The organism is Moorena sp., assembly GCF_982860115.1.
This window is the reverse complement of record NZ_CEYLVT010000013.1, coordinates 1-22262: the sequence shown is the minus strand read 5'-3', so window position 1 is coordinate 22262 and position 22262 is coordinate 1. Positions and strand designations below refer to the sequence as shown.

General features: G+C 43.0%; 14 protein-coding genes and 1 pseudogene. 10 read left to right on the top strand and 5 right to left on the bottom strand.

Features of this window, described 5'->3' with window-relative positions:
• Nucleotides 1-91: 91 nt before the first annotated feature.
• From AC4II3_RS04120 to AC4II3_RS04110, 3 genes are all read left to right on the top strand, one after another.
• Complete coding sequence (locus tag AC4II3_RS04120) at nt 92-1888, top strand: serine/threonine protein kinase (RefSeq protein WP_488029396.1); 1797 nt, start codon at nt 92-94, stop codon at nt 1886-1888.
• 608 nt (nt 1889-2496) lie between these two features.
• The gene (gene thrB, locus AC4II3_RS04115) at nt 2497-3483 is read left to right on the top strand and encodes a homoserine kinase (RefSeq protein ID WP_488015255.1); all 987 of its coding nucleotides are present in this window, start codon (nt 2497-2499) and stop codon (nt 3481-3483) included.
• A gap of 251 nt (nt 3484-3734) precedes the next feature.
• Nucleotides 3735-5348: an NAD(P)H-quinone oxidoreductase subunit 4 gene (locus AC4II3_RS04110; protein WP_488015265.1), complete on the top strand. Its 1614-nt coding sequence runs from the start codon at nt 3735-3737 to the stop codon at nt 5346-5348.
• A gap of 227 nt (nt 5349-5575) precedes the next feature.
• Here the strand turns inward: AC4II3_RS04110 and AC4II3_RS04105 are convergent, their stop codons facing one another.
• Nucleotides 5576-5731 (bottom strand): hypothetical protein, encoded by a 156-nt coding sequence (locus tag AC4II3_RS04105; RefSeq protein WP_488015257.1) that lies wholly within the window; start codon nt 5729-5731, stop codon nt 5576-5578.
• A gap of 135 nt (nt 5732-5866) precedes the next feature.
• On the opposite strand from AC4II3_RS04105, the pseudogene AC4II3_RS04100 reads away from it, so the two are divergent.
• From AC4II3_RS04100 to AC4II3_RS04080, 5 genes and pseudogenes are all read left to right on the top strand, one after another.
• A pseudogene (locus AC4II3_RS04100) lies at nt 5867-6046 on the top strand (Rieske 2Fe-2S domain-containing protein); the annotation flags it as partial.
• Between the two features lie 178 nt (nt 6047-6224).
• Nucleotides 6225-7031, top strand: coding sequence for an SAM-dependent methyltransferase (locus AC4II3_RS04095; protein WP_488015259.1), 807 nt, complete (start codon nt 6225-6227; stop codon nt 7029-7031).
• Nucleotides 7032-7251: 220 nt separating this feature from the next.
• Nucleotides 7252-8436, top strand: a complete 1185-nt coding sequence (locus tag AC4II3_RS04090) for a nuclear transport factor 2 family protein (RefSeq protein WP_488015261.1) — start codon at nt 7252-7254, stop codon at nt 8434-8436.
• 350 nt (nt 8437-8786) lie between these two features.
• Entirely contained in the window at nt 8787-9461 is a 675-nt protein-coding gene (locus AC4II3_RS04085; protein ID WP_488017336.1) for a transaldolase family protein, read from the top strand.
• Nucleotides 9462-9499: 38 nt separating this feature from the next.
• On the top strand, nt 9500-9670 hold the full coding sequence (locus tag AC4II3_RS04080; RefSeq protein ID WP_366510773.1) for a transposase: 171 nt from the start codon (nt 9500-9502) through the stop codon (nt 9668-9670).
• 125 nt (nt 9671-9795) lie between these two features.
• On the opposite strand, the gene AC4II3_RS04075 is transcribed toward AC4II3_RS04080, so the two are convergent.
• The 4 genes from AC4II3_RS04075 to AC4II3_RS04060 form a co-directional block, all read right to left on the bottom strand.
• On the bottom strand, nt 9796-10302 hold the full coding sequence (locus AC4II3_RS04075) for a pentapeptide repeat-containing protein (protein WP_488017338.1): 507 nt from the start codon (nt 10300-10302) through the stop codon (nt 9796-9798).
• A 120-nt stretch (nt 10303-10422) separates the two neighbouring features.
• The gene (locus tag AC4II3_RS04070) at nt 10423-10572 is read right to left on the bottom strand and encodes a hypothetical protein (protein WP_488017340.1); all 150 of its coding nucleotides are present in this window, start codon (nt 10570-10572) and stop codon (nt 10423-10425) included.
• A 455-nt stretch (nt 10573-11027) separates the two neighbouring features.
• A complete protein-coding gene (locus AC4II3_RS04065) occupies nt 11028-14108 on the bottom strand; it encodes a DUF4407 domain-containing protein (protein ID WP_488013846.1) in 3081 nt (1026 codons plus the stop codon).
• Between the two features lie 203 nt (nt 14109-14311).
• A complete protein-coding gene (locus AC4II3_RS04060) occupies nt 14312-14506 on the bottom strand; it encodes a hypothetical protein (protein ID WP_488013848.1) in 195 nt (64 codons plus the stop codon).
• A gap of 668 nt (nt 14507-15174) precedes the next feature.
• On the opposite strand from AC4II3_RS04060, the gene AC4II3_RS04055 reads away from it, so the two are divergent.
• Nucleotides 15175-15399: a hypothetical protein gene (locus tag AC4II3_RS04055; RefSeq protein ID WP_488013850.1), complete on the top strand. Its 225-nt coding sequence runs from the start codon at nt 15175-15177 to the stop codon at nt 15397-15399.
• Between the two features lie 260 nt (nt 15400-15659).
• Nucleotides 15660-22253, top strand: coding sequence for a SpvB/TcaC N-terminal domain-containing protein (locus tag AC4II3_RS04050; protein WP_488013852.1), 6594 nt, complete (start codon nt 15660-15662; stop codon nt 22251-22253).
• Nucleotides 22254-22262: the final 9 nt, after the last annotated feature.

Here is a 22262-nt window from a genome sequence, read left to right as displayed (position 1 = left end):
GTAAATAGAAGCACGGTAAGCCCAGCCTAACCGAAAGGATTAAAACTTGCCCATTGCTGCGTAGCTTGACTCTGATGTAGCCGATATACTCATGAGCAATTTTCCAGACTTATCCAGTCACGATTTCAAAGTGATCAGGGAATTGGGTCATAATCGCGCTGGTGGGAGAGTGACCTACCTAGCCCGAAACCAAGTCAATCACCAATTGGTAGTGATCAAGCAGTTTCAGTTTGCTCAACGCAACAGTAACTGGTCAGACTATGAGACCATAGAAGGGGAAATTCAAGTGTTGCGGGGACTGAATCATCCAGGTATCCCCCGTTACTTAGGGTCATTTCAAACCACTAGGGGCTGTTGTTTGGTACAGGAATACAAACATGCTCCTTCCCTGGCTGTACCTCGTAGTTTTGACCCGGAGGAGATTAAGCAAATCGCGGTTGGGTTACTCAACATTCTGGTTTACCTACAACATCGGATTCCTCCGATCATTCATCGAGATATCAAACCAGAAAATATCTTAGTAGATGAGACGATCAATGTTTTCCTGGTAGACTTCGGCTTAGCTCGGATTGGTGATAGTGAACTAGCGGTGAGTAGTGTAGCCAAAGGCACTATTGGGTTTATGGCTCCGGAACAGTTATTTGATAAAGCCCTAAGTAAAGCGTCAGACTTATATGGGTTAGGAGCGACGTTGATTTGTTTACTGACTGGTACTCGATCGACTACGATTAATACTTTAATTGATGAAGACTATTGTCTAAATTTTCAGCATCGTCTACCTCAAGTAAGTTTGGGTTGGCTGCAGTGGTTGCAAAGAATGGTAGAGCTGAAACCTAAAGACCGTTTTCCTGATGCTGAAACGGCTTTAGAAGCTCTCAAACCAATCTACGTTATCCGGATTCCAGAGGCAAAACTCTCCGAACCGTATCTAGAATTGAGAGCTAAAAAATTAGGGGAAAAACTGACAAAAACTATCACCATTTGTAATACAGTTCCAGACACAGCCTTAGAAAGCCGCTGGCAAATTGCTCCCCATGTCAGTGACCCACCCCACACTCCCTATTTCCATGACTGGATTCGATTGGACACAGCTGATGTTAATGGGAATCAAGGGTTGTGCCACATTACGATAAATACCAGTAAGCTGATGGCAGACCAAACCTATGAGCGAGAGGTATTAATTCACACTAATGCTGAACAGTCAACTCAGGTTTTACCCCTGAAAATCCATACTGCTCCGGTACCAATTGCCACGAAAAAACTTCCCTATCTATCCCTAGCGCTATTGATTGGTTTAGCTACGACAGCTACGTGGGTAGAAACTACGGCTTGGGAGGGAGTTGTGAGTAACAGTGGGACAATCGGGATTGCGATCGCTACTTTTGTCTCAGTCTTGGTGGCAATGCTAGGATTGACTGCGGCTGTGACATCTGGGATGGTCTCGAAACTGGTAGCAAGAGTCAGAGCCAGGTTTAGTATTCCGTTAAAGGCGATGGATACCGTAGCAGCAGTGTTTTTTGCTGGAGTAGCAGCCCTGTTGGTAGCTGGATTTGGTGCCAAGTTTCGCGCTACCGATAGCGCAATTGCTACCTTTGCAGCAGTGGATGCGGTCGTGTTTATGGCAGCCTTTGAAGGGGAAGGAGTCGCTCAAAGCTGCCGAAAGCGTGGGTTTAGTAAAATCTTAGCCCTGGGAGTGCCTGTGTTATCGGTAGCCTTGGGCATTAGTTTAGGTATCGGTTTAAAGCTGGGATTTGTAAATATCTTGGTACTGATCGCCATTTTAGTTACAGCAGTTCCCTTAGCTGTGATGATTCTCTATCCACCATTAGAGCGTCTGCGGCAAGTCAAAACCTATCGGAAATTAGAGAGAAATTTGATCAAGCCTTAGAGGGTATTTAGTTGCAGGAGCGATCGCGCTACTGCTTCCACTCAATTTTTTGTGATTGCAACAAAATAATAGATCTGGACGACCTTTTATTTTTGGAACTATGCTGTAAGTACAACTTTTAACAATTTTTAATAAAAATTAATAATTAATAGTCAACCACGCAAAACGCTATTATATTTTTTGATATCTAATTAGGGAATTTATTATTACCTATTACCCATTCTAAAAAAGCGCTCAGCTATTTTGCTTAGTGATTAACAAAACTTGGTATCTTATAAAATTTTGTAATTTTATAGGTGTTTAATAGTTTGGCTTTGGAGTAACAGGTTTTATTAATGTAGAACTCCCCTAGCAGCTGATCGGCCTTTGATGATTTCAAACATGCTCTATCAGCACGCTCTGCAGTCAGGACTTATCGAATTTTTCACAGGCTGAGAATACACTGATTCATGATTACCATAGATAATTAATCGTTCTCACTTCTGCCTGGGTGTCGTTTATTCAAGTGAAAATCACTTACGTGCAACCAACTGTAAATAAATGTACCAAACCCGGTAGACAGGAGAGCAATTTTTAGAGCAAGATTATTTAGTTCAGAATATTGTCAAATGTCTGTTGTTTCTACAGTCAGGGTTATTGTGCCCGGTACTACCGCTAATCTAGGACCAGGTTTCGATTGCATAGGCGCAGCGTTAACTGTGTATAACCAGTTTAAAGTCACTCGCCTGGAATCGGTAAATTTTGGATCAGTCAAGCTTAAGATTGACGTTACTGGTGTGGAAGCCAACAAGGTGAGTAGAGATGAGAGTAATCTTGTCTATCGAGCGTTTGCAACGTTATATGATCGTCTGGGAAAAACTCCGCCTCCAGTACACCTAGAGATTGATTTGGGGGTGCCTTTGGCACGAGGATTGGGCAGTTCGGCAACAGCGATTGTTGGAGGATTGATTGCTGCAAATCAGTTAGCGGGTAAACCTCTTTCTCAGCAGGAGGTAATGGAGTTAGCGATCGCAATTGAGGGGCATCCTGATAATGTGGTTCCAGCGCTTTTGGGGGGATGTCGTTTGACCGGTCGAGGTTTGGTGATGAAACCCCAAAGACCCCAAAGACCCCAAGCAAAAGAACAGGATTGGGTAGTTTGTGATGTTGCTTGGTCTTCTGATCTAGTGCCGGTGGTGGCAATTCCAGATTTCGAGCTTTCAACACAGGAGGCACGGCAGGTGTTGCCTGATAGCTACAGCCGTGGTGATGCAGTGTTGAATGTGGCCAGTTTGGGGTTGTTGTTGCGGGGTTTGGAGTCTGGTAAGGGGGATTGGTTACGGGTCGGTTTGCAAGACCGGATACATCAGCCTTATCGCCAAAAACTGATTCCTGGTTATGACGCTGTGGAGGCGGCAGCTTTGGATGCTGGAGCCTATGGGATGGTGATTAGTGGGGCTGGTCCTACTTTGTTGGCTTTGGTGAGTGAGTCCCAAGCACCAGCGGTTCAGGAGGCCATGGCGGTAGCTTGGACCGATGCCGGGATTCAGGCTCAAGTGCGATCGCTTTCTCTAGATTCCCACGGGACCAAGATTGCTCTGGAATTGATTAGCTAATACCACATCCGATAGTATGACCCCCTGCTGGTTATAGTTGGTAATTGCTTCTGATTACCCAAAATCTCCCATATAGCATAATGCTTCTGGGATTGACCCATCTTAACCTAAATTTTTAATAATTCTTTACTTTTTTGGTATCAAATGTTACCAAAAAATTTTTTTTGTGTTTTTTTGGCAAATACCCTTTGCAATTCTTAACTTTAGTTAATATACTGAAACTAGAAGCCAATAGGTATTTATTCTTAGCTATGGTCTCCGTAAATTTTCCTTGGATAACGACGATTATTCTGCTGCCCCTAGTGGCATCTCTGCTCATTCCGCTCATTCCCAGCAAGTGGCTGAGGATGATTCGTTGGTATGCCCTAGGTGTAGCCGTTCTGGATTTGGTCCTAATGATCTATGGGTTTTGGCATCATTACGATTTCCGAAACTCCGATTTTCAGCTCAGGGAAAGTTATACGTGGATACCCCAGCTTGGCATTAGTTGGTCTGTAGCAGTCGATGGCTTATCGATGCCTCTGATTGTGTTAAGTGGCTTAGTCACTACCTTAGCTATTGTTGCGGCTTGGAAGATTAACCATAAACCGCGTTTGTTTTACTGCTTGATGCTGTTCATGTATAGCGCCCAGATCGGGGTGTTTGCAGCTCAAGATTTAGTGTTGTTTTTCCTAATGTGGGAATTAGAGTTGCTGCCAGTGTACTTGCTCATTTCTATATGGGGAGGAAAACAACGCTTCTACGCCGCAACCAAATTTATTCTTTACACAGCAGCAGGTTCAGTTTTTATCCTGGTCGCCGCGCTAATGATGGCGTTTGCTGGAGATACAGTGACCTTTGACATGCAAACCCTAGGGAATCGGAATTACCCGATAGCTTTGGAACTAGTAGCTTATGCGGGTTTCTTAATTGCCTATGGTGTCAAGTTGCCGATTTTTCCGCTACATACCTGGTTACCAGATGCACACAGCCAAGCTTCTGCTCCAGTCTCGATGATATTAGCTGGGGTCTTATTGAAAATGGGTGGGTATGGACTGATGCGCATGAATCTAGAAATGCTTCCTCATGCCCATACTTACTTCGCACCAGTGCTAGCAGTATTAGGTGTGGTCAATATTATCTACGGTGCTTTGCTTGCCTTTAGTCAAGACAATCTCAAACGACGACTAGCTTACTCGTCAATTTCCCACATGGGTTTTGTGTTAATTGGGATTGCTTCGTTCACTGAATTAGGAATGAATGGAGCTATCTTACAAATGCTTTCCCATGGGTTAATCGCTGCTGCCTTATTCTTCCTATCTGGTGTCACCTACGAACGTACTCATACGCTAGCGATGGCGAAAATGGGAGGAATGGCGAAAGAAATGCCCAAAGCATTTGCCCTTTTCACTGCTGGTTCCATGGCATCCCTAGCCTTACCAGGAATGAGTGGTTTTGTGGGTGAGTTGTCAGTGTTTCTTGGAGTCACCACTAGCAGTGTGTACAGCTCATCTTTCAAAGTCGTCATCGTTTTCTTAGCCGCAGTGGGATTAATCCTAACTCCGATTTATCTGCTTTCACTGCTCAGACAGGTATTTTTCGGTAAAAATAACTCTGGATTAATTATTGAGAAATACTTAGGGGATGCCAAGCCTCGCGAAATTTTCGTTACCGCTTGTCTGTTAATCCCTATTATTGGCATCGGTCTTTATCCGAAGCTAGTCACTCAAACCTATGATGTGAAAACTGTAGCGGTTGCTGCTCAAATGCGCCAATCCTTACCAGTGATTGTTCAAGAGGAATCACCTCTATACTCTGGTACCTTCACAGCACCACAGTTAGCTAACACAAAGGCTCAACCTATTCTTGGGGTTACCCAGTATTGATTAGTTCCTGTTTCCAATTAGCGGGAGTTAAACAAAAAGAACGCCCCAAACAAAGTAGGAGCATCTCACTTTGGAAAAAACATACCGCAAATAGCTGTATCATGGTGATTATACCGCCAAAATAAAACGATATATTTGCCAAAATGAGATGCTCCCAACAAAATGGGAGCATCTTACTGTTTTGATGGAAAGCGCGAGTGGGTAAAACCTCCTGTTCCGTTGCTGCATCAATTTTGTATAGCAGCTGTTGTCGGATTGAGTTGACATAAATGATTAATTGCAGCAATTACCGCTTCATCCTTCGTATTTCCACCACAAGCGGCAAGCACTTGACGCAAGGCTGTTTTAGCTGATATACGTTTTTCTGAATCTACGACTACCATATCCTTGAAACTTTTAGCTTTCCTGATGCTACTTTAGACTATCCTAAATTTTTGAGTTTTTATTGACTATATTCTTTTTAAATTGTTAGATTTATTCTGCCTAAAAATTCAATATTTTTTTAATAAAATCCTACTATGTCTAGCAGCGTTTTACAGTCCGTAACCTCTCAAACTAAGCCAGTGGAAAAACTGGCAGCAGGTGGGTCTGATCCAGAAGTCTTTGACTGGCAAGAAGTTTGGTATCCTGTTTCTTACGTCGAGGATTTAGACAAATCCCAGCCCACTCGCTTCACTTTGTTAGAGCAGGATATTGTCTTCCGCTGTAAAGATTAGCGCTACCACCATCCATAAACAGGTGCTTAGGTGTCCAAGGTGTGCCCAGTGACGCTTGTTGAGTGATCTAGATCTTCAGGGGATTGTAGATACAGGAGTTTTGTTCACAGCACAAGGAGGCTTATAATAATCCAGTTAAAATATCTGATTAAGATTTCTTATGACATCATCACTACCAGGAAACCCTCAGCCAGAACAATTTGTCCCTTTTACTGCTCGTTTAATGGCAGCAATAAGAGCAAAAGAAACAACAAGATCAGATCGTCTGTTTAATGACCCTTTTGCTGCTCAGTTAGCTGGAGAAGAAGCATTTGCTGTTTTAGAGCAAAAGTTAAAGGTAGAAGATCAGGCTTATGTAGCAGTCCGAACCCGTTTATTTGATGATTTTATTCTTTCAGCCTCTGCCAAAGCGCATCAAGTGGTTATTCTAGCTTCGGGTATGGATACCCGAGCTTATCGTCTTTCTTGGTCATCTGTCACTAAAATCTACGAACTAGACCAACCGCAGGTTCTCAAAACTAAGGCAACCATTCTCCAAGAGGTTGTTCCCAACTCTCAACACTGTGCTATTTCCGCAGATTTAACTCAACCTTGGTCAGATCTCTTGTTTACTAAAGGATATCAGCCTGAATTGCCTTCAGTCTGGTTATTAGAAGGACTGTTGATGTACTTGAGCGAGCCGGAAGTACATCAGTTACTGGAAACAATTTCCCAGTTAACTGCTACTGATAGTTATTTAGCTTTGGATTTAGTTAATGTTAAAGGCATAGAATACGAACCCTACAAAGGTTATTTCCGTTCCGGTTTCGATTACCCAGAAGAACTGTTAGCTCAATATGACTGGGAAGCAGAAGTTATTCAACCTGGAGATGAGGGGGCGAATTTTGATCGCTTCATAGAGCCGTTACCCCCTCGTGATGTTCCTGATGTAGCAAGAGTATTTCTGGTGAAAGCTAAAAAACAGTAACTTAATCAATAGCTTCGCAAAAAAAAGGTTAACTAAACGCGATCGCTAATGCTATCTATCAACACTAGAGATTGCCGACAACTAGGGCAATAGTTTGTATGTCTGCGGAGAGCGATCATATAATAGCTCATCACTTAATTCTTGGAAAGGTGCTTCTGTTAATCCCTGCCATGCAGGTTTCCCACTAAATGCTTACTTAAAATCTAAAATCTCAAATCTCATGACCACACCTGCCCATAATCTGATCCAGTCCATCTATGAAGCCATCAATCGTAGAGATGTTAACGCTGCGATGGAGTGGATAGACGACCAGTGTATTTACGAGGATCTAAACTTTTCCCAACCATTCAAAGGAAAGGAAGCTGTCAGACAACTTCTGGAAGAATCCTGTCAAGGTATCCCGGATCAGTTAAAATTTGTCATTGACGATATCACCACAGAGGATCCCCTGGCAGTAGGAATACTATGGCACGTTGAGTTAGACGGCATTCCCTTTCCTAACGGACGAGGTGTTAGCTTTTATCGTTGTTCTGAGGTAACTGGCAAATTAGTTTTAGCCCGTGATCTGGTTGAACCCCCCATAAAACCAGGGAAGGCGGCATTCTTTATCATCCGACTGGTATCTCCGCTGATACGGACACTGCTGAAAAATCGGCAAGATGAAAGCACTAGGGAAACCTCTCCCTTAGGCCAAGGGATTCCAAAAAATCAACGCTTTCTTGCTCTAGTATTTGGGTTAATAGCGATCGCTTATATTTACATTCTGTTGCTATCTCCACCAGGGCAACTTATTCCAGGGGAACCCGCTTGGGCGATTCAACCAGAAACTATAGAGGAAATAACAAATGAATCTCTGAATTTTTTCTTTATTCTACCCCTTTTGAACCTAGTAGGCATTCATTATTTAGAAGCACCAGTGCTTCATCCTACCTTAGAAGCACTTTTCAACTTTGCCGAAGCTTGGATTTTTATGTTTTTACCTCTACTCCTGGTCGATAGAAGGACAATTCATTTCCCCAAGATTCTCATTTGGAGTCTGGCGATGTTCGGAACGAATGCTGTTCTTACCCCTTATATGGCACTGCGCTATAATACACCAATTCCGCCAGTAAAGGAGGAAACGAACAAGGGACTATTAGCTCGTGTATTTGGTTGGACAGGAATGATAGTGGGGATAATTGCCTTAGTTTGGGGGGTGATGGGACGACCAGAATTTGGAGATTTGGTCGAGAGAATGAACTATTTTGGCGAGCAATTGATAACGAACCGACTTACATTAGCTTTCTGTGTAGATTTAGTACTTTTTTCCCTTGTTCAGGCTTTACTTTTGGGGGCAGTTAACAGCAGGATTGGCTGGTTTCGATTTATTCCTTTCTGGGGACTTGCGCTATGGCTAATTATATGAGTTGCTTGGAGGTTGGCTCAGGACGAGCGAAAGCAATTTGCTGCCCAAAATTACTTTTATTATCAAATCATAACTATAGCGTTTATCGCATTTATGAGGTACAGTCTTATTTGACACTGATTCCCTGTCTTGATGCAAAGCGCGAGTGGGGGAAACCACGGCAGTTGCTCATGGGGGAAACCCCCTGTTCCCTTGCTGCATCGCTTAAAACCCTCTTTACTATTGCCTATTGCCTATTGCCTATTGCCTATTGCCTTAAAAGGATAAGCAATGTCGCTCATGACTATGAGAATTGCTATAACTGTGCTGCGGAGCATTTTTATTCAGTAAAGGTTAATCAAGATTTAATCATGTTAGAACTATATTTAGACAGTGCCGATGTTGAACAGATAGCACGTTTTCACTCTTGCTTACCGATTAAAGGAATAACCACCAACCCCAGTATTCTGGCTCAAGCCAACATCGGTGTTAATCAACTACTTAAAGACGTAAATACTATACTAGGAAATGATGCACGTTTTCACATTCAAGTTATCAGTCAATCTGTAGATGAAATTATCGTTGAAGCTGAGAAAATCACAGCGTTACCCTATGATATTGTGGTTAAAATTCCGGCCACGGAAATAGGTCTGGTGGCAATAAAAAAGTTACATCAGAAGCAGATACCTCTATTAGCTACGGCAATTTATACAGTTCAACAAGGTTTTTTAGCTGCACTAGCAGGTGCAGATTATTTAGCTCCTTATGTAAATCGAATTGATGTTTTTGGGGGAAATGGTGTCACAGTTGTGGAGCAACTTCAACAACTTGTCCAACAACAACAGCTAAGTTGTTGTTTATTACCTGCTAGTTTTAAAAATCCCCGTCAAGTTTTAGAGGTATTACAAGCAGGGGTTGGTGCGATTACTTTGCCTGTAGGTATAATGGGACAAATGGTTTCACATCCGGCTATACCTTTGGCAGTTGAACAATTTAATACTGATTGGCAACAAGTCTTTGGTGATAAATTAGCTTTTGAAACTTAATGTGACCTGAGTTTTGGATAATAAAACAGGCAGATAGAGTGACAATACATAAATGGAAACTAGAGGAATTGAACGCTGAAGCATATCATGTTCAATTGATGGTAAATTTTTATTCCAACAATAACTTATCTGACTTGATTTCATCCTTTAAATCAGCTAGTAGCAGGATTTTTATGGTAAGCATTCAGCTATCAACTATCAGCGATTAGCGCTACGCCCACGCTACGGGAACAGGCAAAGGCCAACGGCTGACCACTGTTCGCGTAGCGTGAGCTTTTAGCTCACCACTGACCACTGACCACTGACCGCTGACAGCTAAATACTTAAATTAATTTTAATAACAGAATAAAGAATCGCGAGTATCAACACCAGTTATGGGATTAGTACCAGAAGCTTTTTTGCATAGCTTCTGGTCTTGGTTATAATCCAAAATTGCCAAGGTGAAGTCAGCGCCAGTAATATCTGCACCCTTAAATTTAGATTTCAATATCAATGCATCTTCAAAAACTGCATCGGTTAAGTCTGCTCCCTTGAAGCTACCTATATTAATGTATGCAGAGGTGAAATTGGCTCCATGTAGATTAGCATTCGTGAAATCAACTTTGGTAAAGTTGGCACCTATAAACTTAAAGTTGCTCAAGTTGGCTGACTGGAAATTGACATTGCTAAAAACCTTGTAACTCAAGTCTTTATCGGGGAAATCTTGAGCGGTTAGATCCTTGTTTTCATAGGTAGCGTTAATGGTGGCAGCGCTTTGGGCTTGGGCTGGCAGAGGCAACACTAATATAGTTAGTGCTAGTAGAAAGGCTGCCAGATGTAAAAAGTACTTACCGTACTTCATGAATTGCTCTAATCCTCCTTTTGATTAAACGTTGCTGACAAGGGTAACTATATCAATTTTTGTAGGAGTTGTGAATAGGGAAATATAGGGCAATTGTCAGCAAGGTTTGAGGGACATTGCTTATGGTTTTAAGGCAAAAGGCAAGAGGTAAGAGGTAAGAGGCAAGAGGCAATAGGCAATAGGCAAGAGGCAAGAGGCAAGAGGCAAGAGGCAAGAGGCAATAGGCAATAGGTAAGAGGCAAGAGGTAAGAGGTAAGAGGCAATAGGCAACAGCGATGCTTCAAAAAGTAGTATATAAGATTACGGAATTCTGTTGGGAAGCGATTGACCTTGGCCTTTAGGCCACGCTACGCGAATGGTCACGCTACGCGAACGCAAAAAAACAGACTTTACTGAGTATAAATACTTGTTTAATGAATAGGAGTAGAGTGGGCATCCTGCCCGCGCGAAAATATATTGAAACTGGCAAGATGCCAGTTCCACGCAAGATGCCTCTCGAACGGGCAAGATGCCCATTCTACAGGTGCGACCCAAGGTCGCGAGCAATCCCTCGCGGCCTTGGAGGCGCGCACCTACTCTTAAAATCATTCCATTATTAAGCAACAGCTTACTTTTTTAGTATCCTTGAACAACATATTGTCTAGCACTATTTTTTAATCATAGAAAATTTATTTATAAAAAAATTACTTATTGAATTGCAAACCGCTGTATTTTGTTTTTGGGATTTACTCTTCAAACTCCTTAATTTTTTTCATGTATTGTTTTGAATTTCCTTCAGATAATTGAAGTCTTTGTTCTTTTTGAATGCGGAAATATTCATTATAAACTTCCTGACTTTCTTTTTGCTCAAGTAAATAATCATAAGGACCTTTGCCAGACAAAAGTTTAACTAATATAGGTGAGATTTCAATAGTGACGAATAAGGCAGTTATTAGCCAATTAATATTACGAATATTCGGATCGTCTTTAGATAATTCTTCTAAAGCAACAAGACGGGCTAAGAAGCCATTTGATTCTTTATCAATTTTTTCTTGATTCAGTTGTTCTAAGTTACTCTCTGGTGACTGCAAAATTAGGTTACGTTCTTTAAGCTTATCTATTTTATCCTCTTTTTCCTTAACTTTATTATCTAATTCAATGAATTGTTGTTTTATCTCATCTGCATAGTTTCGTTTGTCTTGATAAACAATTCCTTTTCCAAGTTGGCCTGTTCCCTGTGTACCTTCTGCTTCTGCATTAGCCGCATATTCAGCATCTTGCCATTCATTTTTGTACTTATTTTTTTCTATATTTAAGGCTTGAATTTCTTGCTCTAGGTCTTTTATTGGTTCGGTAAGTTGTTCTTTGGCTGTCTCATTTTTATCTTGTTCTATTTTCTGGTTAATTTCTTTTTCAAAGAGCCTCAACTCAAGGGGTTTAGCAACCACAAAACTTAATAAAAATGCTATTATTAAACGAAGACTTGTTGCTGCAATAAATGGGAAATTTAAATTTGAGTCGGTTTGTTTTCTCTTAGAGCTTAAAATTAAAAAACGATCTAAGTTAAAAACTATAAAACTCCAAAACGTTCCTCCTACACAAGAAGCGGCTACAGAACCGAATACTGTCCAAAGAGCATAACCACCGGAAAAAATAGCCGTTGTTGATGTTAGCAAAACCGTGGTACCAATTGCTGTATATTTATATCGTTCTGTCAAACATTCTTTTTGTGCCAAAATGTGATGATCTGCACCAGCACACCATAGCAAAAATTTTTCTAGTGAATTTAAATTATCGTTAATTGTTGGAGTCTGTATTAGGTGTTGAAGTTCAGCTGGTAAGCCAATTTCGTTTATAAAAGTACCAACCGCTTCAACACCATAAGCATTAAGAGCACTTTTGATATCTTCTGTAGCTCTTTCCTGAATTTGCTCCCGTTGTTGTAAGAAGTCTAAGGCATTATAGTCTTGAGCGGAATTACGGAAGTAATTATCAACCATCGATGCTAATACCCTATTCACAAGGTTTTTAATGGAGCTATATTTAACCGCACCCTTAGACAAGGGGCTGAGAACTCCTCCTTCTTCCTCAACTTGCTGAAAACTATTAGCATTTGGTGAACCCACACGAGAGATCATTTTAGGGGAATTTTTGGGAGCAATATTAATAACCTGTGTGACTTCAAGTTTCAAAATAAAGCCATCTTTTGAGCGAAGCTCTAAGGTTTTCAAATTAGAATCGTAGTTGGTTGCTGGTTTATCTCTATTCGTCCAGTCCAAAGTTATTTCATGGGCAGGAACTATTACTATACTTTTCACTCTTGTATTGATAGGATGTGTTCCAGCTTCTATTGGTATGTTCTGAATCCCTTTATACCCAATTGGAACGATATTAAACTGAGAACCATAAGTAGTTTGCTCTTGATTGGCTTGGCTATTCTTACCAACATTTGAGATTAAAACTCCAACTGTTCCAGTTTTAATATTAGTTAAAGGAACTTGTTCAACTTCCACAAACCAAGGATTTAAACTCCAAAAACCTTCTTCGATAAATTCTTCTTGTAAACCTCGATAGCCACCTTTGTCAATAAACTCCTGTGGCTCCTGAAACTTATTATGTCCCTCAATAACTGCTCCCGCAATGTCCCCTCCTGGTAAGGGCTTACCATCAAAAGTAGTAACAATACCAATTTTACCTGATTCAACTCTGTAAACTTTTAATTGTTCTGGCTTCAGTCCATATTGCTTGGCATTGTCAGTAGTAACTACTGTAAATAGTTCAGTGTTTATTCTATAGTAACCTTCAGTAAGAATTGCTCGCTGTTTACCTTGTTGACCACCGTTGTTGAGAAAGGCTTCAGCATTCTGAAAATTATCGCAATCTACAGCTTTACCTAGTATTTGTCCTGGTGGTAATTCAGCACCATCTTGAGCAATAACTAGCCCTATCTCCCCTGATCGAATATTAATTACTGGGACATTGTGAACTTTAAACAACTCTGTATTAATGTAGTGAATTCCAGGAGGAAGAATTGCTAATTGGTTCCCTTGTTGACCGCCGTTTTTAATAAATGCTTCAGCGTCCTGAAAAGTGCCACATTCCACAACTTTACCAAAGTTCTGACCAAGTGGAAGTGGCTGACCATCCCTTGCTTCCACTAACCCTACTTCATTAACTCTAATTTTGATAAGTTCAACTGTCTTAATTTTGAAAAGTTCTGTATTAATTGCATATTTGCCATTAGTAAGAATCTTTAACTGTTGTCCCCTATATCCCCCATTATCAATAAATGCTTGAGCGTCTTCAAAATTGTTGCATTCAACAGCATCACCAAAGGTTTTTCCAATCGGCAGTGGCTTGCCATCTTTCGCTTCTACTAAGCCAATTTGATAGTCATAAATGGAAGTAATTTTCCTAATTTCAACAGAAAAAAGTTGAGTATTAATCCGATAAATACCATTTCTTAAAATGCCTAACTGCCTACCCCGTTGACCACCATTTTTGATAAAGGCACGACCATCTTGAAAGTCATCGCATTCTTCGACCACTTTACCAAACATTTTACCTGTGGGAAGAGAAGCACCATCGTTGGCGGTTACTAATCCAATTTCATCTTTATCAATCTGTATAGCCTTTTGTTTGACAACTTTATAGGACAACGGAGAGTGAAAATGTCGTCCAGGACCAAGAGTATCAACCTGCCAACCCATTTCTCCATTAAGAGCAATTTGACGATTAGATGGTAAAGGACTACCAAACTTTTTATAAACAATTCCAACCTCATCTTGAGAGATGACATAAACGCCAGGTGCCCGATCAATTGTCATAACAAAAACTCCAATTAATTAACTAGTTAATCATCAAAATCATAGTCTTTCGCTACCTTAATCCTTATTATTTTACCGTGAGTTTGACGAACTGGACAAAGGTGAAAGAGGGAGCATGTCACTTATGCAGCAACATTAGTACTAAATCTAGGGAATGGGGAATGGGTGATGGGTGATGGGTAATAGGTAATAGGGGGAGCAGGTCACAAAGCGCCGAATATTGTTACTTTTTCTATAGCCCCCTCATGGGTAATTGCTTGCTCTAATGGTAAATAGTTGATCTGTTCTGCAACTAATACCTGCTCCGATACAGCTTTTTGTTGTTTTGTCAAGTAGTTCATTTGTTCTACAAATTTGACCTGCTCCCGATGCATCCGATGACAATAGCGATGCTTCAAAAAGTAGTATATAAGTTACGTAATTCTGTTGGGAAGCGTACGCATTCTGGGGCACTTCCGGTACAGGAAAAAACAGACTTGAGCAGTTATAGCACTAGGCATTAAGGTGTTTGACATTCATACAAGCAGCAAAAGGTGCGACCCGTGGCGCATTTAATTTTTAATGGGTCAAGCGCCCTAAATCGTTGTTTACGATTCATTTGAAAAGGATAGAAATTAAATAGTTAAAAACTCATGGAGTTTGTCAAGTACCCTTGAGAACGGCTCGAAATTTGTATTAAAAGTTACATATAAAAGGTAAACAATAGTAATCTTTTTTTACGATTGTTTTCAAAAGGATAGAAATTAAATAGTTTATAAATTAGGGAGTTTGTCAAGTATCTTTAGATGGTTTTACCCTAGTAAAAATAAAGTGTAACGTTTTGTTAACCACATGACTGTTGTTGAAAACTATTAGCTAACCTAAATAAGGTTGGATTTCCAAAAGCCTGTTTATAAAGGTGCTTAGGTACTTAGGTAAAGTTGAGAGGCACAATTAAAGCCGAACAACAAAAAACAAAAAAAAGCTCGTGTTTGAAAAGGTGCTTAGGCCAAGTTGAGAGGCACAATTAAAGCCGAACAACCGGAAAATTAGCCAACCATCGTAGGATAAACATCAGCGATCGCCAGTGGCAATTGCTGTTGACACTCATACCCAGAGCCAAGCCCGTCCGACGCCATCGCAGGGTTTTGGTGCGCGGAAGTTATCAATCCCATTTTCTAGCTGCTATCAGCTATCAGCTATCAGCTATCAGCTATCAGCTAAAGCGCTACGGCAACAGCTGGGAGCATCCCAGTTTGGCAAATCCATCGCTCAAATTAACGAGAATACTATGATTTCAAAGCATAACTGAAAGTGTTATGTGCAAAAATGGGATGCTCCCGAACAGCTTTTGAATAAAACAAGAGGTAAGCATTAGTTTAATAGTCACGAAAGTCACAGCGTCGAAGTCGGTGCCACGAAGCTGACAGCTGTTCGCGTAGCGTGGCCAAAGGCCAACGGCTGACGGCTGAATGCTTACTGCTAAGCAGCTAGGGCAGATCACCTCAGTTCGCTGATTGGGAATAGTTCCCAAGCATTACTTCGGTCATCAATTGGGTCATCAAGGGTGTTATGGAAAATAGCAAAATAACCACAACTCAACTGTCTTTACCTAAAGGCGGGGGAGCGATTCAGGGCATTGGCGAAACGTTTCAGGCTAACGAATTTACGGGCACGGCTGGCCTATCTATTCCGATTCCGACAACTCCTTGCCGGGGTTTTGAACCGCAGTTGAGTGTTCAGTATAGTTCTGGTTCGGGAAACGGGCTTTTTGGTTTGGGGTTTGCTCTAGCTATTCCTAATATTTCCCGCAAAACCTCGAAAGGACTGCCCAAATACGATGGCACTGATACCTTCATTCTCTCCAATGCTGATGACTTGGTACCAGTAGGTAACCGAACTGAAAACGATTACGAGATTACTAGCTACCAGCCTCGCACTGAAGGGTTATTTGCCAAAATTGAACAGTGGTGCGATCGCACTACAGGAGCATCCTATTGGCAGGTAATCAGTAAGGATAATATTACCAGTAGATATGGCAAAACGGCTCAAGCCAGAATATCTGACCCGGAAAACGAAAATCATGTCTTTGAATGGTTGCTAGAAGAAAGCTTTGATGCTAAAGGAAATTACATTATCTATCGCTACAAGCCAGAAAATACCCAAGGGGTAACCAGCAGCATTTATGAAACTAACCGGACGCAGACAGCCAACAAATATCTAGAGAAAATCCAGTATGGCAACGACCAACCACTGCAACCAGGAGATGACCTGAGCAATGTTTTATGGCACTTTGAAGTAATCTTTGACTACGGCGAGTACAATATCGACCCAAGCAATACGACACCTTACGAACCAGTTAGAGAATGGACAAATCGACAAGACCCATTCTCTACCTATCATGCTGGGTTTGAAATTCGCACCCATCGACTGTGCCGCCACGTTTTAATGTTCCACCGTTTTACTGAATTGGGCCAGGAACCAGTTTTAGTTCACGCCACGCGCTTCCATTATCGAGAAGATGCTAATATTACTTTTTTAACGGCTGCCGAGGCGATTGGGTATCGCTACGAAAACGGTGGGTATCAAACCAAGAGTTTACCTGCTCTGGAGTTTCAATATACTCCATTCCAGCCCGAGGGACATAAGTTTGAACCGTTCCTAGGAGAGGACAGTCTGTTTTTGCCCGGTTTGATTTCCTCAGAGTATCAAATCCTGGATTTATACGGGGAAGGCATTCCAGGAGTTTTGTACAACGATGGCACCACAACTCTGTACTGGGAACCAGCAGCTAACGGAGAGGAAACTCAAGCAGTAAGATATAACCCTCCTCAACAACCTCAATCCTTGCCCATCGCTTATGGGAAAACAGATAACCAACAGTTAATCGATCTAACGGGAAACGGTCGATTAGATTTAGTCCTTAGTACCCCAAATGTTTCAGGATACTACGAAGTAAAAAGCGATCGCACTTGGCAGGGTTTTCAAACCTTTCCCGCTTTTACTAACGAATTTCTCGAACCTGACAGTCAATTAACCGATATTACTGGGGATGGCTTGTTGGACGTGTTACGCCTCGAAGGCGATCGCATAAAAGTTTATCCTGGTAAAGGGAAAGCAGGTTTTGGTCCAGCCATCATACAGCAGCCGGAAAATGACTTGCCTAATCAGAAAAAAGGCGATCGCACTGAAGCCTTGCGGTTTGCCGATATCTTTGGCACCGGTAGGCAGCATTTAGTCAGAATCAAGAGTGGTTTGGTAGAATGCTGGCCTTCTTTAGGCTACGGCAAGTTTGGCAAAAAAGTGACCTTGGGCAATGCACCAAGCTTTGGCATAGACTTCGATATCTCCCGGTTGTTTTTAGTGGATATCGATGGTTCCGGCACAGCGGATATTTTGTATGTAAAAAGCGATCGCGTCGAGATTTGGTTCAACCAAAGCGGTAACTCCTTCAGCGAAACCCCTCTGACCATCTATCTCCCCAGCAATTGGAATAACTTAGACCAGATTAGCTTTGCAGATGTTTACGGGAACGGGACAACTTGTTTAATCTTCAGCGAAGAAACCCCCACACCCCGTCATTGGTGTTACGACTTTTGCCAAAGGACAAAACCCCACCTGTTGAACCAAACAGACAACAATCTTGGGGCGACCACTCGCATTACCTATGGCACTTCCACCAAATATTATCTAGAAGACAAGCAAAACGGTCAACCCTGGATAACCAACCTGCCATTTCCGGTACAGGTCATTGAAAAGGTAGAAAGCTGGGATGCCATCTCCCAGACCAAGTTAGTCAGTTCCTACAGCTATCACCACGGTTACTACGACGGGGTAGAACGGGAATTCTTTGGGTTTGGCATGATAGAACGTCTAGATGCTGAAACCTTATCCAGCGATGCCCAACCCTACGATGTCCCGCCCGTATTGAGCAAGACTTGGTATCATACCGGAGCCTGGCAAGGAGAAGAGTCCCTCTCCAAGCAATACGAACCGGAATATTTCCAGGGAGATCCGGCAGCGCACCAATTTCCCGATAGCGTTTTTGATGCTAATGGCCAAGAACCGGACAGCGAAACCTGGCGAGAAGCCCATCGAGCCTTAAAAGGGATGGTCTTGCGTGAGGAACTGTACGGAAAAGACGACTCCGACCAACAAGCCAATCCTTACAGTGTTACGCAGACCAACTACAAGGTTAAACTAATTCAAGCCAAAGGGGAAAACAAATACGGAGTCTATTTTGTCCATCCCCAAGAAAGTTTGACTTATGATTACGAAAGGAACCCAGCGGATCCCCGTATCGGTCACGAGTTTGTCCTAGAAGTAGACGAGTATGGCAATGTTTTGGGTAGTTGTGCCGTAGCCTACGGACGGCGGTCTGCGGTAGGCCGACTGCCGGAACAACTCAGCTTAAAAATAACTTACTCGGCAGACAGTTTTATTAATCAAACCCAGGAATTTTATCTGCTGGGGGTTCCTCAAGAGAATCGCAGTTATGAAATCAAGAATCTCTCCCTACCTAGCGCTCAGCAATACTTCGCTTTTGCAGATGTCAAAGACCATCTAGAGGAAGTTACCGACAGCCCCGAAACCCCCCTACTGAGCTGGCAGCGCCACTATTATTGGAATCCCGAAAGCGAAGAGGAAGAGTTTTTCCCCCTCGGTCAAGTCGGTCCCCAAGCCTTGCCCTATCGCAGGGAAATAGCGGAATTTTCTCCAGAACAAGTGGAAGCGGCATTTGAGGGGGCTTTGACTAAAGATAAATTGGACGAATTGCTGGAAAATCAGGGCAGCTATGTCCTGGCAAACAATTACTGGTGGAATCCGGGTTTGACTCAAGCTTACAACCCTGGCGACCAGTTCTATTTGCCCCAAGCAACAACGGATCCTTTCGGCAATGCCACCCGCTACGAATACGATGGTTATAACCTGCTAGGGGTTAAAGTCACTGATGCCCTGAATAACGAAACCCTCGTGCAGGCCATAGATTACCAAACCCTGCAACCGCAAAGAATACGGGATATCAATCACAACATTTCCGAAGTGCGGTTCGACCCCTTGGGGATGGTAACAGTCACCTCCCATTACGGAACGGAAAACGAAGTAGAAGTCGGGTTTATGAAGCTGGAGGATTACCAGCAGCAGGAACCACCGACCACAGAGGAGGTGATTGCCAATCCCCGCACTTATTTACAGAGGGCTGCGAGTTATTTCCACTACGACCTGTTCTCTTGGAAAAATAACCAAATTCCCGTCCATGCCGTTAATTTAGTCGCGGAAGATTACCAGACCGATGCCCGGGTGCAAACTCACATCACCTACAGCGACGGGTTGGGACGGGAAGTGCAAAGCAAGATGAAAGTCGAACCAGGGGAGGCATTTGTAGTTAATCCTGATGGCAGTATCGGTACCGAGATAACGAGCGATCGCTGGCTGGCTTCCAACCGCAAGGTTTACAACAACAAAGGCAATCCCGTTAAAGAATACGAGCCTTATTACATCAAAGGCTATGACTATGTCGATAACGAAGAACTCAATCAGTTCGGCGTTTCTCCCACCCTATTCTACGACCCCCTGCAACGGCCAATTCGGGTGGATACGCCCAAGGGATTTTTCACGAAAGTGGAGTTTACCCCTTGGCAGGAACAGCACTATGACGAGAACGATACTGTTAAAGATTCCGATTACTATCGGGAAAATATCGATAATCCCGACCTGGAGGAAGCCGAACGTCAAGCCTTGCAAAAGGCAGCAGTATTCTACGATACGCCCAATGAAGTAATCCTGGACAACTTGGGCAGAACGGTTAAAGAGATTGAAAACAATAAGACGGCTTCAGATGGAGAAGTGACAAAGCTGACAACCCATTATGAGTTGGATATTACAGGCAATCAGCTATCCAGTGCGGATCCCCGCTTGTCGGCTGCCAGTATCAAGAATTTCCAAATGACCTACAGCTTAACTGACGAGGTTCTCAAGACCATTGGTGTCGATGGGGGGACTCACTGGCAATTGAATAACGTTCTGGGCAATCCCATTTATAGCCAAGATTCCCGTAACTTCGAGGTGCGCACCCAATACGACCAGTTGCAGCGTCCTGCACAAGTGCATGTCCGAGGTGGGGATGGTGCGACTCAGCTTGACCAGGTAGTAGAACGCTTGGTGTATGGGGAAAGTAAAGATGATGCCGAAAATCTCAATCTACGCGGTCAAGTTTACCAGCACTACGACCAAGCCGGGTTATTGCAGGTTGATGAATACAATATCCTGGGTTCGCCTCTGACAACTAATCGGCAATTGAGGGAGGAGTACAAGGAAGAAGCGAACTGGGACACTATTGAATCCAGCGATTTGCAACCGACTACCTACCAGACCCAATATCAATACGATGCTCTGGGTCGCGTTACGGAACAAACCGATGCGGACAATAACGTTTATCAACCAGTTTACCATGAATCGGGTCGGTTGAATCAAATTCAGGTGGAGCATCAGGGAGGGGCAACTTCGACTTATGTGGAGAGCATTGACTACGACCCTAAAGGACAGCGCACCCAGATTGTTTATGGCAATGGGGTAACCACTGATTATGAGTATGAACCCACTACCTTCCGCCTGACCCGGATTTTGACCAAGCGGGGAGCTACCTATGCACCAGCGGGACAACCAGCGCGACGGGAACGGAGGGCTGCCCCTCACTGGTTGTATCGGTTGCTGCCACAGTTTTTGCGCCAGGCTTTGGGACGAGTGTGGCCTTGGGGTGGGTCAGGGTTCAAGGGCAGTAATTTGCGCTCTGTTGAGCCTGCCAAGTTACAAGACCTGAACTATACCTACGATCCCGTGGGCAATATCACCCAAATTGCTGATAATGCTTGGGATACAGTCTTTAACAAGAATCAACAAGTCGATCCAGTGTCTAGGTACACCTACGATTCCCTCTATCGTTTAATCGAAGCCACTGGACGGGAACATCAGGCTTTATGCCGACAGCAGGAACAGTATCGGGATATTCCGGAAGTGGGATTTGTACAGTTACAGAATTTGAACAATGGCCAAGCAGTGGAAAACTACATCCGTCGCTATAGCTACGACCACGGCGGGAACTTATACCAGATCGCCCACCAAGGCACAACCCCCCGCACTCGTAATTTAACGGTTTCGGAAACGTCCAACCGGGCGGTAGATAGTGAACTGCTAGAGGGAAACAGGGATATCGATCAGTTTTTCGATGCTAATGGCAACCAAATTCAAATGTCGGGTTTGCCACAAGTGCAGTGGAACTATCGCGATAATATTGCCCATGTCACGATTATTGACAGAAACGATAGTAATAACGACGCGGAATATTATGTCTACGACAGCAGTGGCAGAAGGGTGCGCAAGGTCACCGAATGCTATGGCTCTGGAGGAACTATGACCCACATTGAGGAAGTGATTTACCTCGGTGGGGTGGAAATTCGGCTTTCTCGACAGGGGGAAACTGTCACTGAGGAACGCTATTGCTTGCGGGTGATGGATGATACCACCTGTGTTGCCATTCGCAACCAGTGGACAAAGGGAGAACGGCCTCAAGGGGTAATCAATCCTCAAGTGCGCTACCAACTTGATAACCATTTAGGTTCCACCACTATGGAGGTAGATGGCGAGGGGCAACTGATTAGTTATGAAGAGTATTTCCCTTATGGGGGGACCGCATTTGTGGCAGGTAGTGAGGTGGAGGTGAAGTTGAAGCACTACCGCTATTCGGGTAAGGAGCGGGATGCTAGTACGGGTCTTTATTATTATGGGGCGCGGTATTATGCCCCTTGGTTGGGAAGGTGGATGAGTTGCGATCCGGCGGGGACGGTAGATGGGTTGAATTTGTATGAGTTTGTGGGGGGTAATCCAGTCAAATTTTTGGATACTGGAGGTAAAGGGAAGAGTGATTTTATAAACAAAGGTAAAACAAAAGGGGATACCTCTTATTCTTCAGCTCTTACAAAACCTTCTTTACAGAGAGAGTCTATCACAGTTCGTGACAGCAAGGGTTGGCAAAAAATTTATGAAAACTTTTCACCATCAGCATCTTCAACAGCAGCATCATTTGATGTTGAGTTCCAATATAAATATGATGGAGATAAAAGCCTGAGGGGGCGACGAAATAATCTAAAACGCAGACTCTATAAGTAATCTAGCCCT

Excerpts from the sequence above, each read along its gene's own strand:
- AC4II3_RS04090 (WP_488015261.1), top strand. The coding sequence starts at position 7,252 with ATGACCACACCTGCCCATAATCTGATCCAGTCCATCTATGAAGCCATC.
- AC4II3_RS04110 (WP_488015265.1), top strand. The coding sequence starts at position 3,735 with ATGGTCTCCGTAAATTTTCCTTGGATAACGACGATTATTCTGCTGCCC.
- AC4II3_RS04095 (WP_488015259.1), top strand. The coding sequence starts at position 6,225 with ATGACATCATCACTACCAGGAAACCCTCAGCCAGAACAATTTGTCCCT.
- thrB (WP_488015255.1), top strand. The coding sequence starts at position 2,497 with ATGTCTGTTGTTTCTACAGTCAGGGTTATTGTGCCCGGTACTACCGCT.
- AC4II3_RS04050 (WP_488013852.1), top strand. The coding sequence starts at position 15,660 with ATGGAAAATAGCAAAATAACCACAACTCAACTGTCTTTACCTAAAGGC.
- AC4II3_RS04105 (WP_488015257.1), bottom strand. The coding sequence starts at position 5,731 with ATGGTAGTCGTAGATTCAGAAAAACGTATATCAGCTAAAACAGCCTTG.
- AC4II3_RS04120 (WP_488029396.1), top strand. The coding sequence starts at position 92 with ATGAGCAATTTTCCAGACTTATCCAGTCACGATTTCAAAGTGATCAGG.
- AC4II3_RS04065 (WP_488013846.1), bottom strand. The coding sequence starts at position 14,108 with ATGACAATTGATCGGGCACCTGGCGTTTATGTCATCTCTCAAGATGAG.
- AC4II3_RS04075 (WP_488017338.1), bottom strand. The coding sequence starts at position 10,302 with ATGAAGTACGGTAAGTACTTTTTACATCTGGCAGCCTTTCTACTAGCA.
- AC4II3_RS04085 (WP_488017336.1), top strand. The coding sequence starts at position 8,787 with ATGTTAGAACTATATTTAGACAGTGCCGATGTTGAACAGATAGCACGT.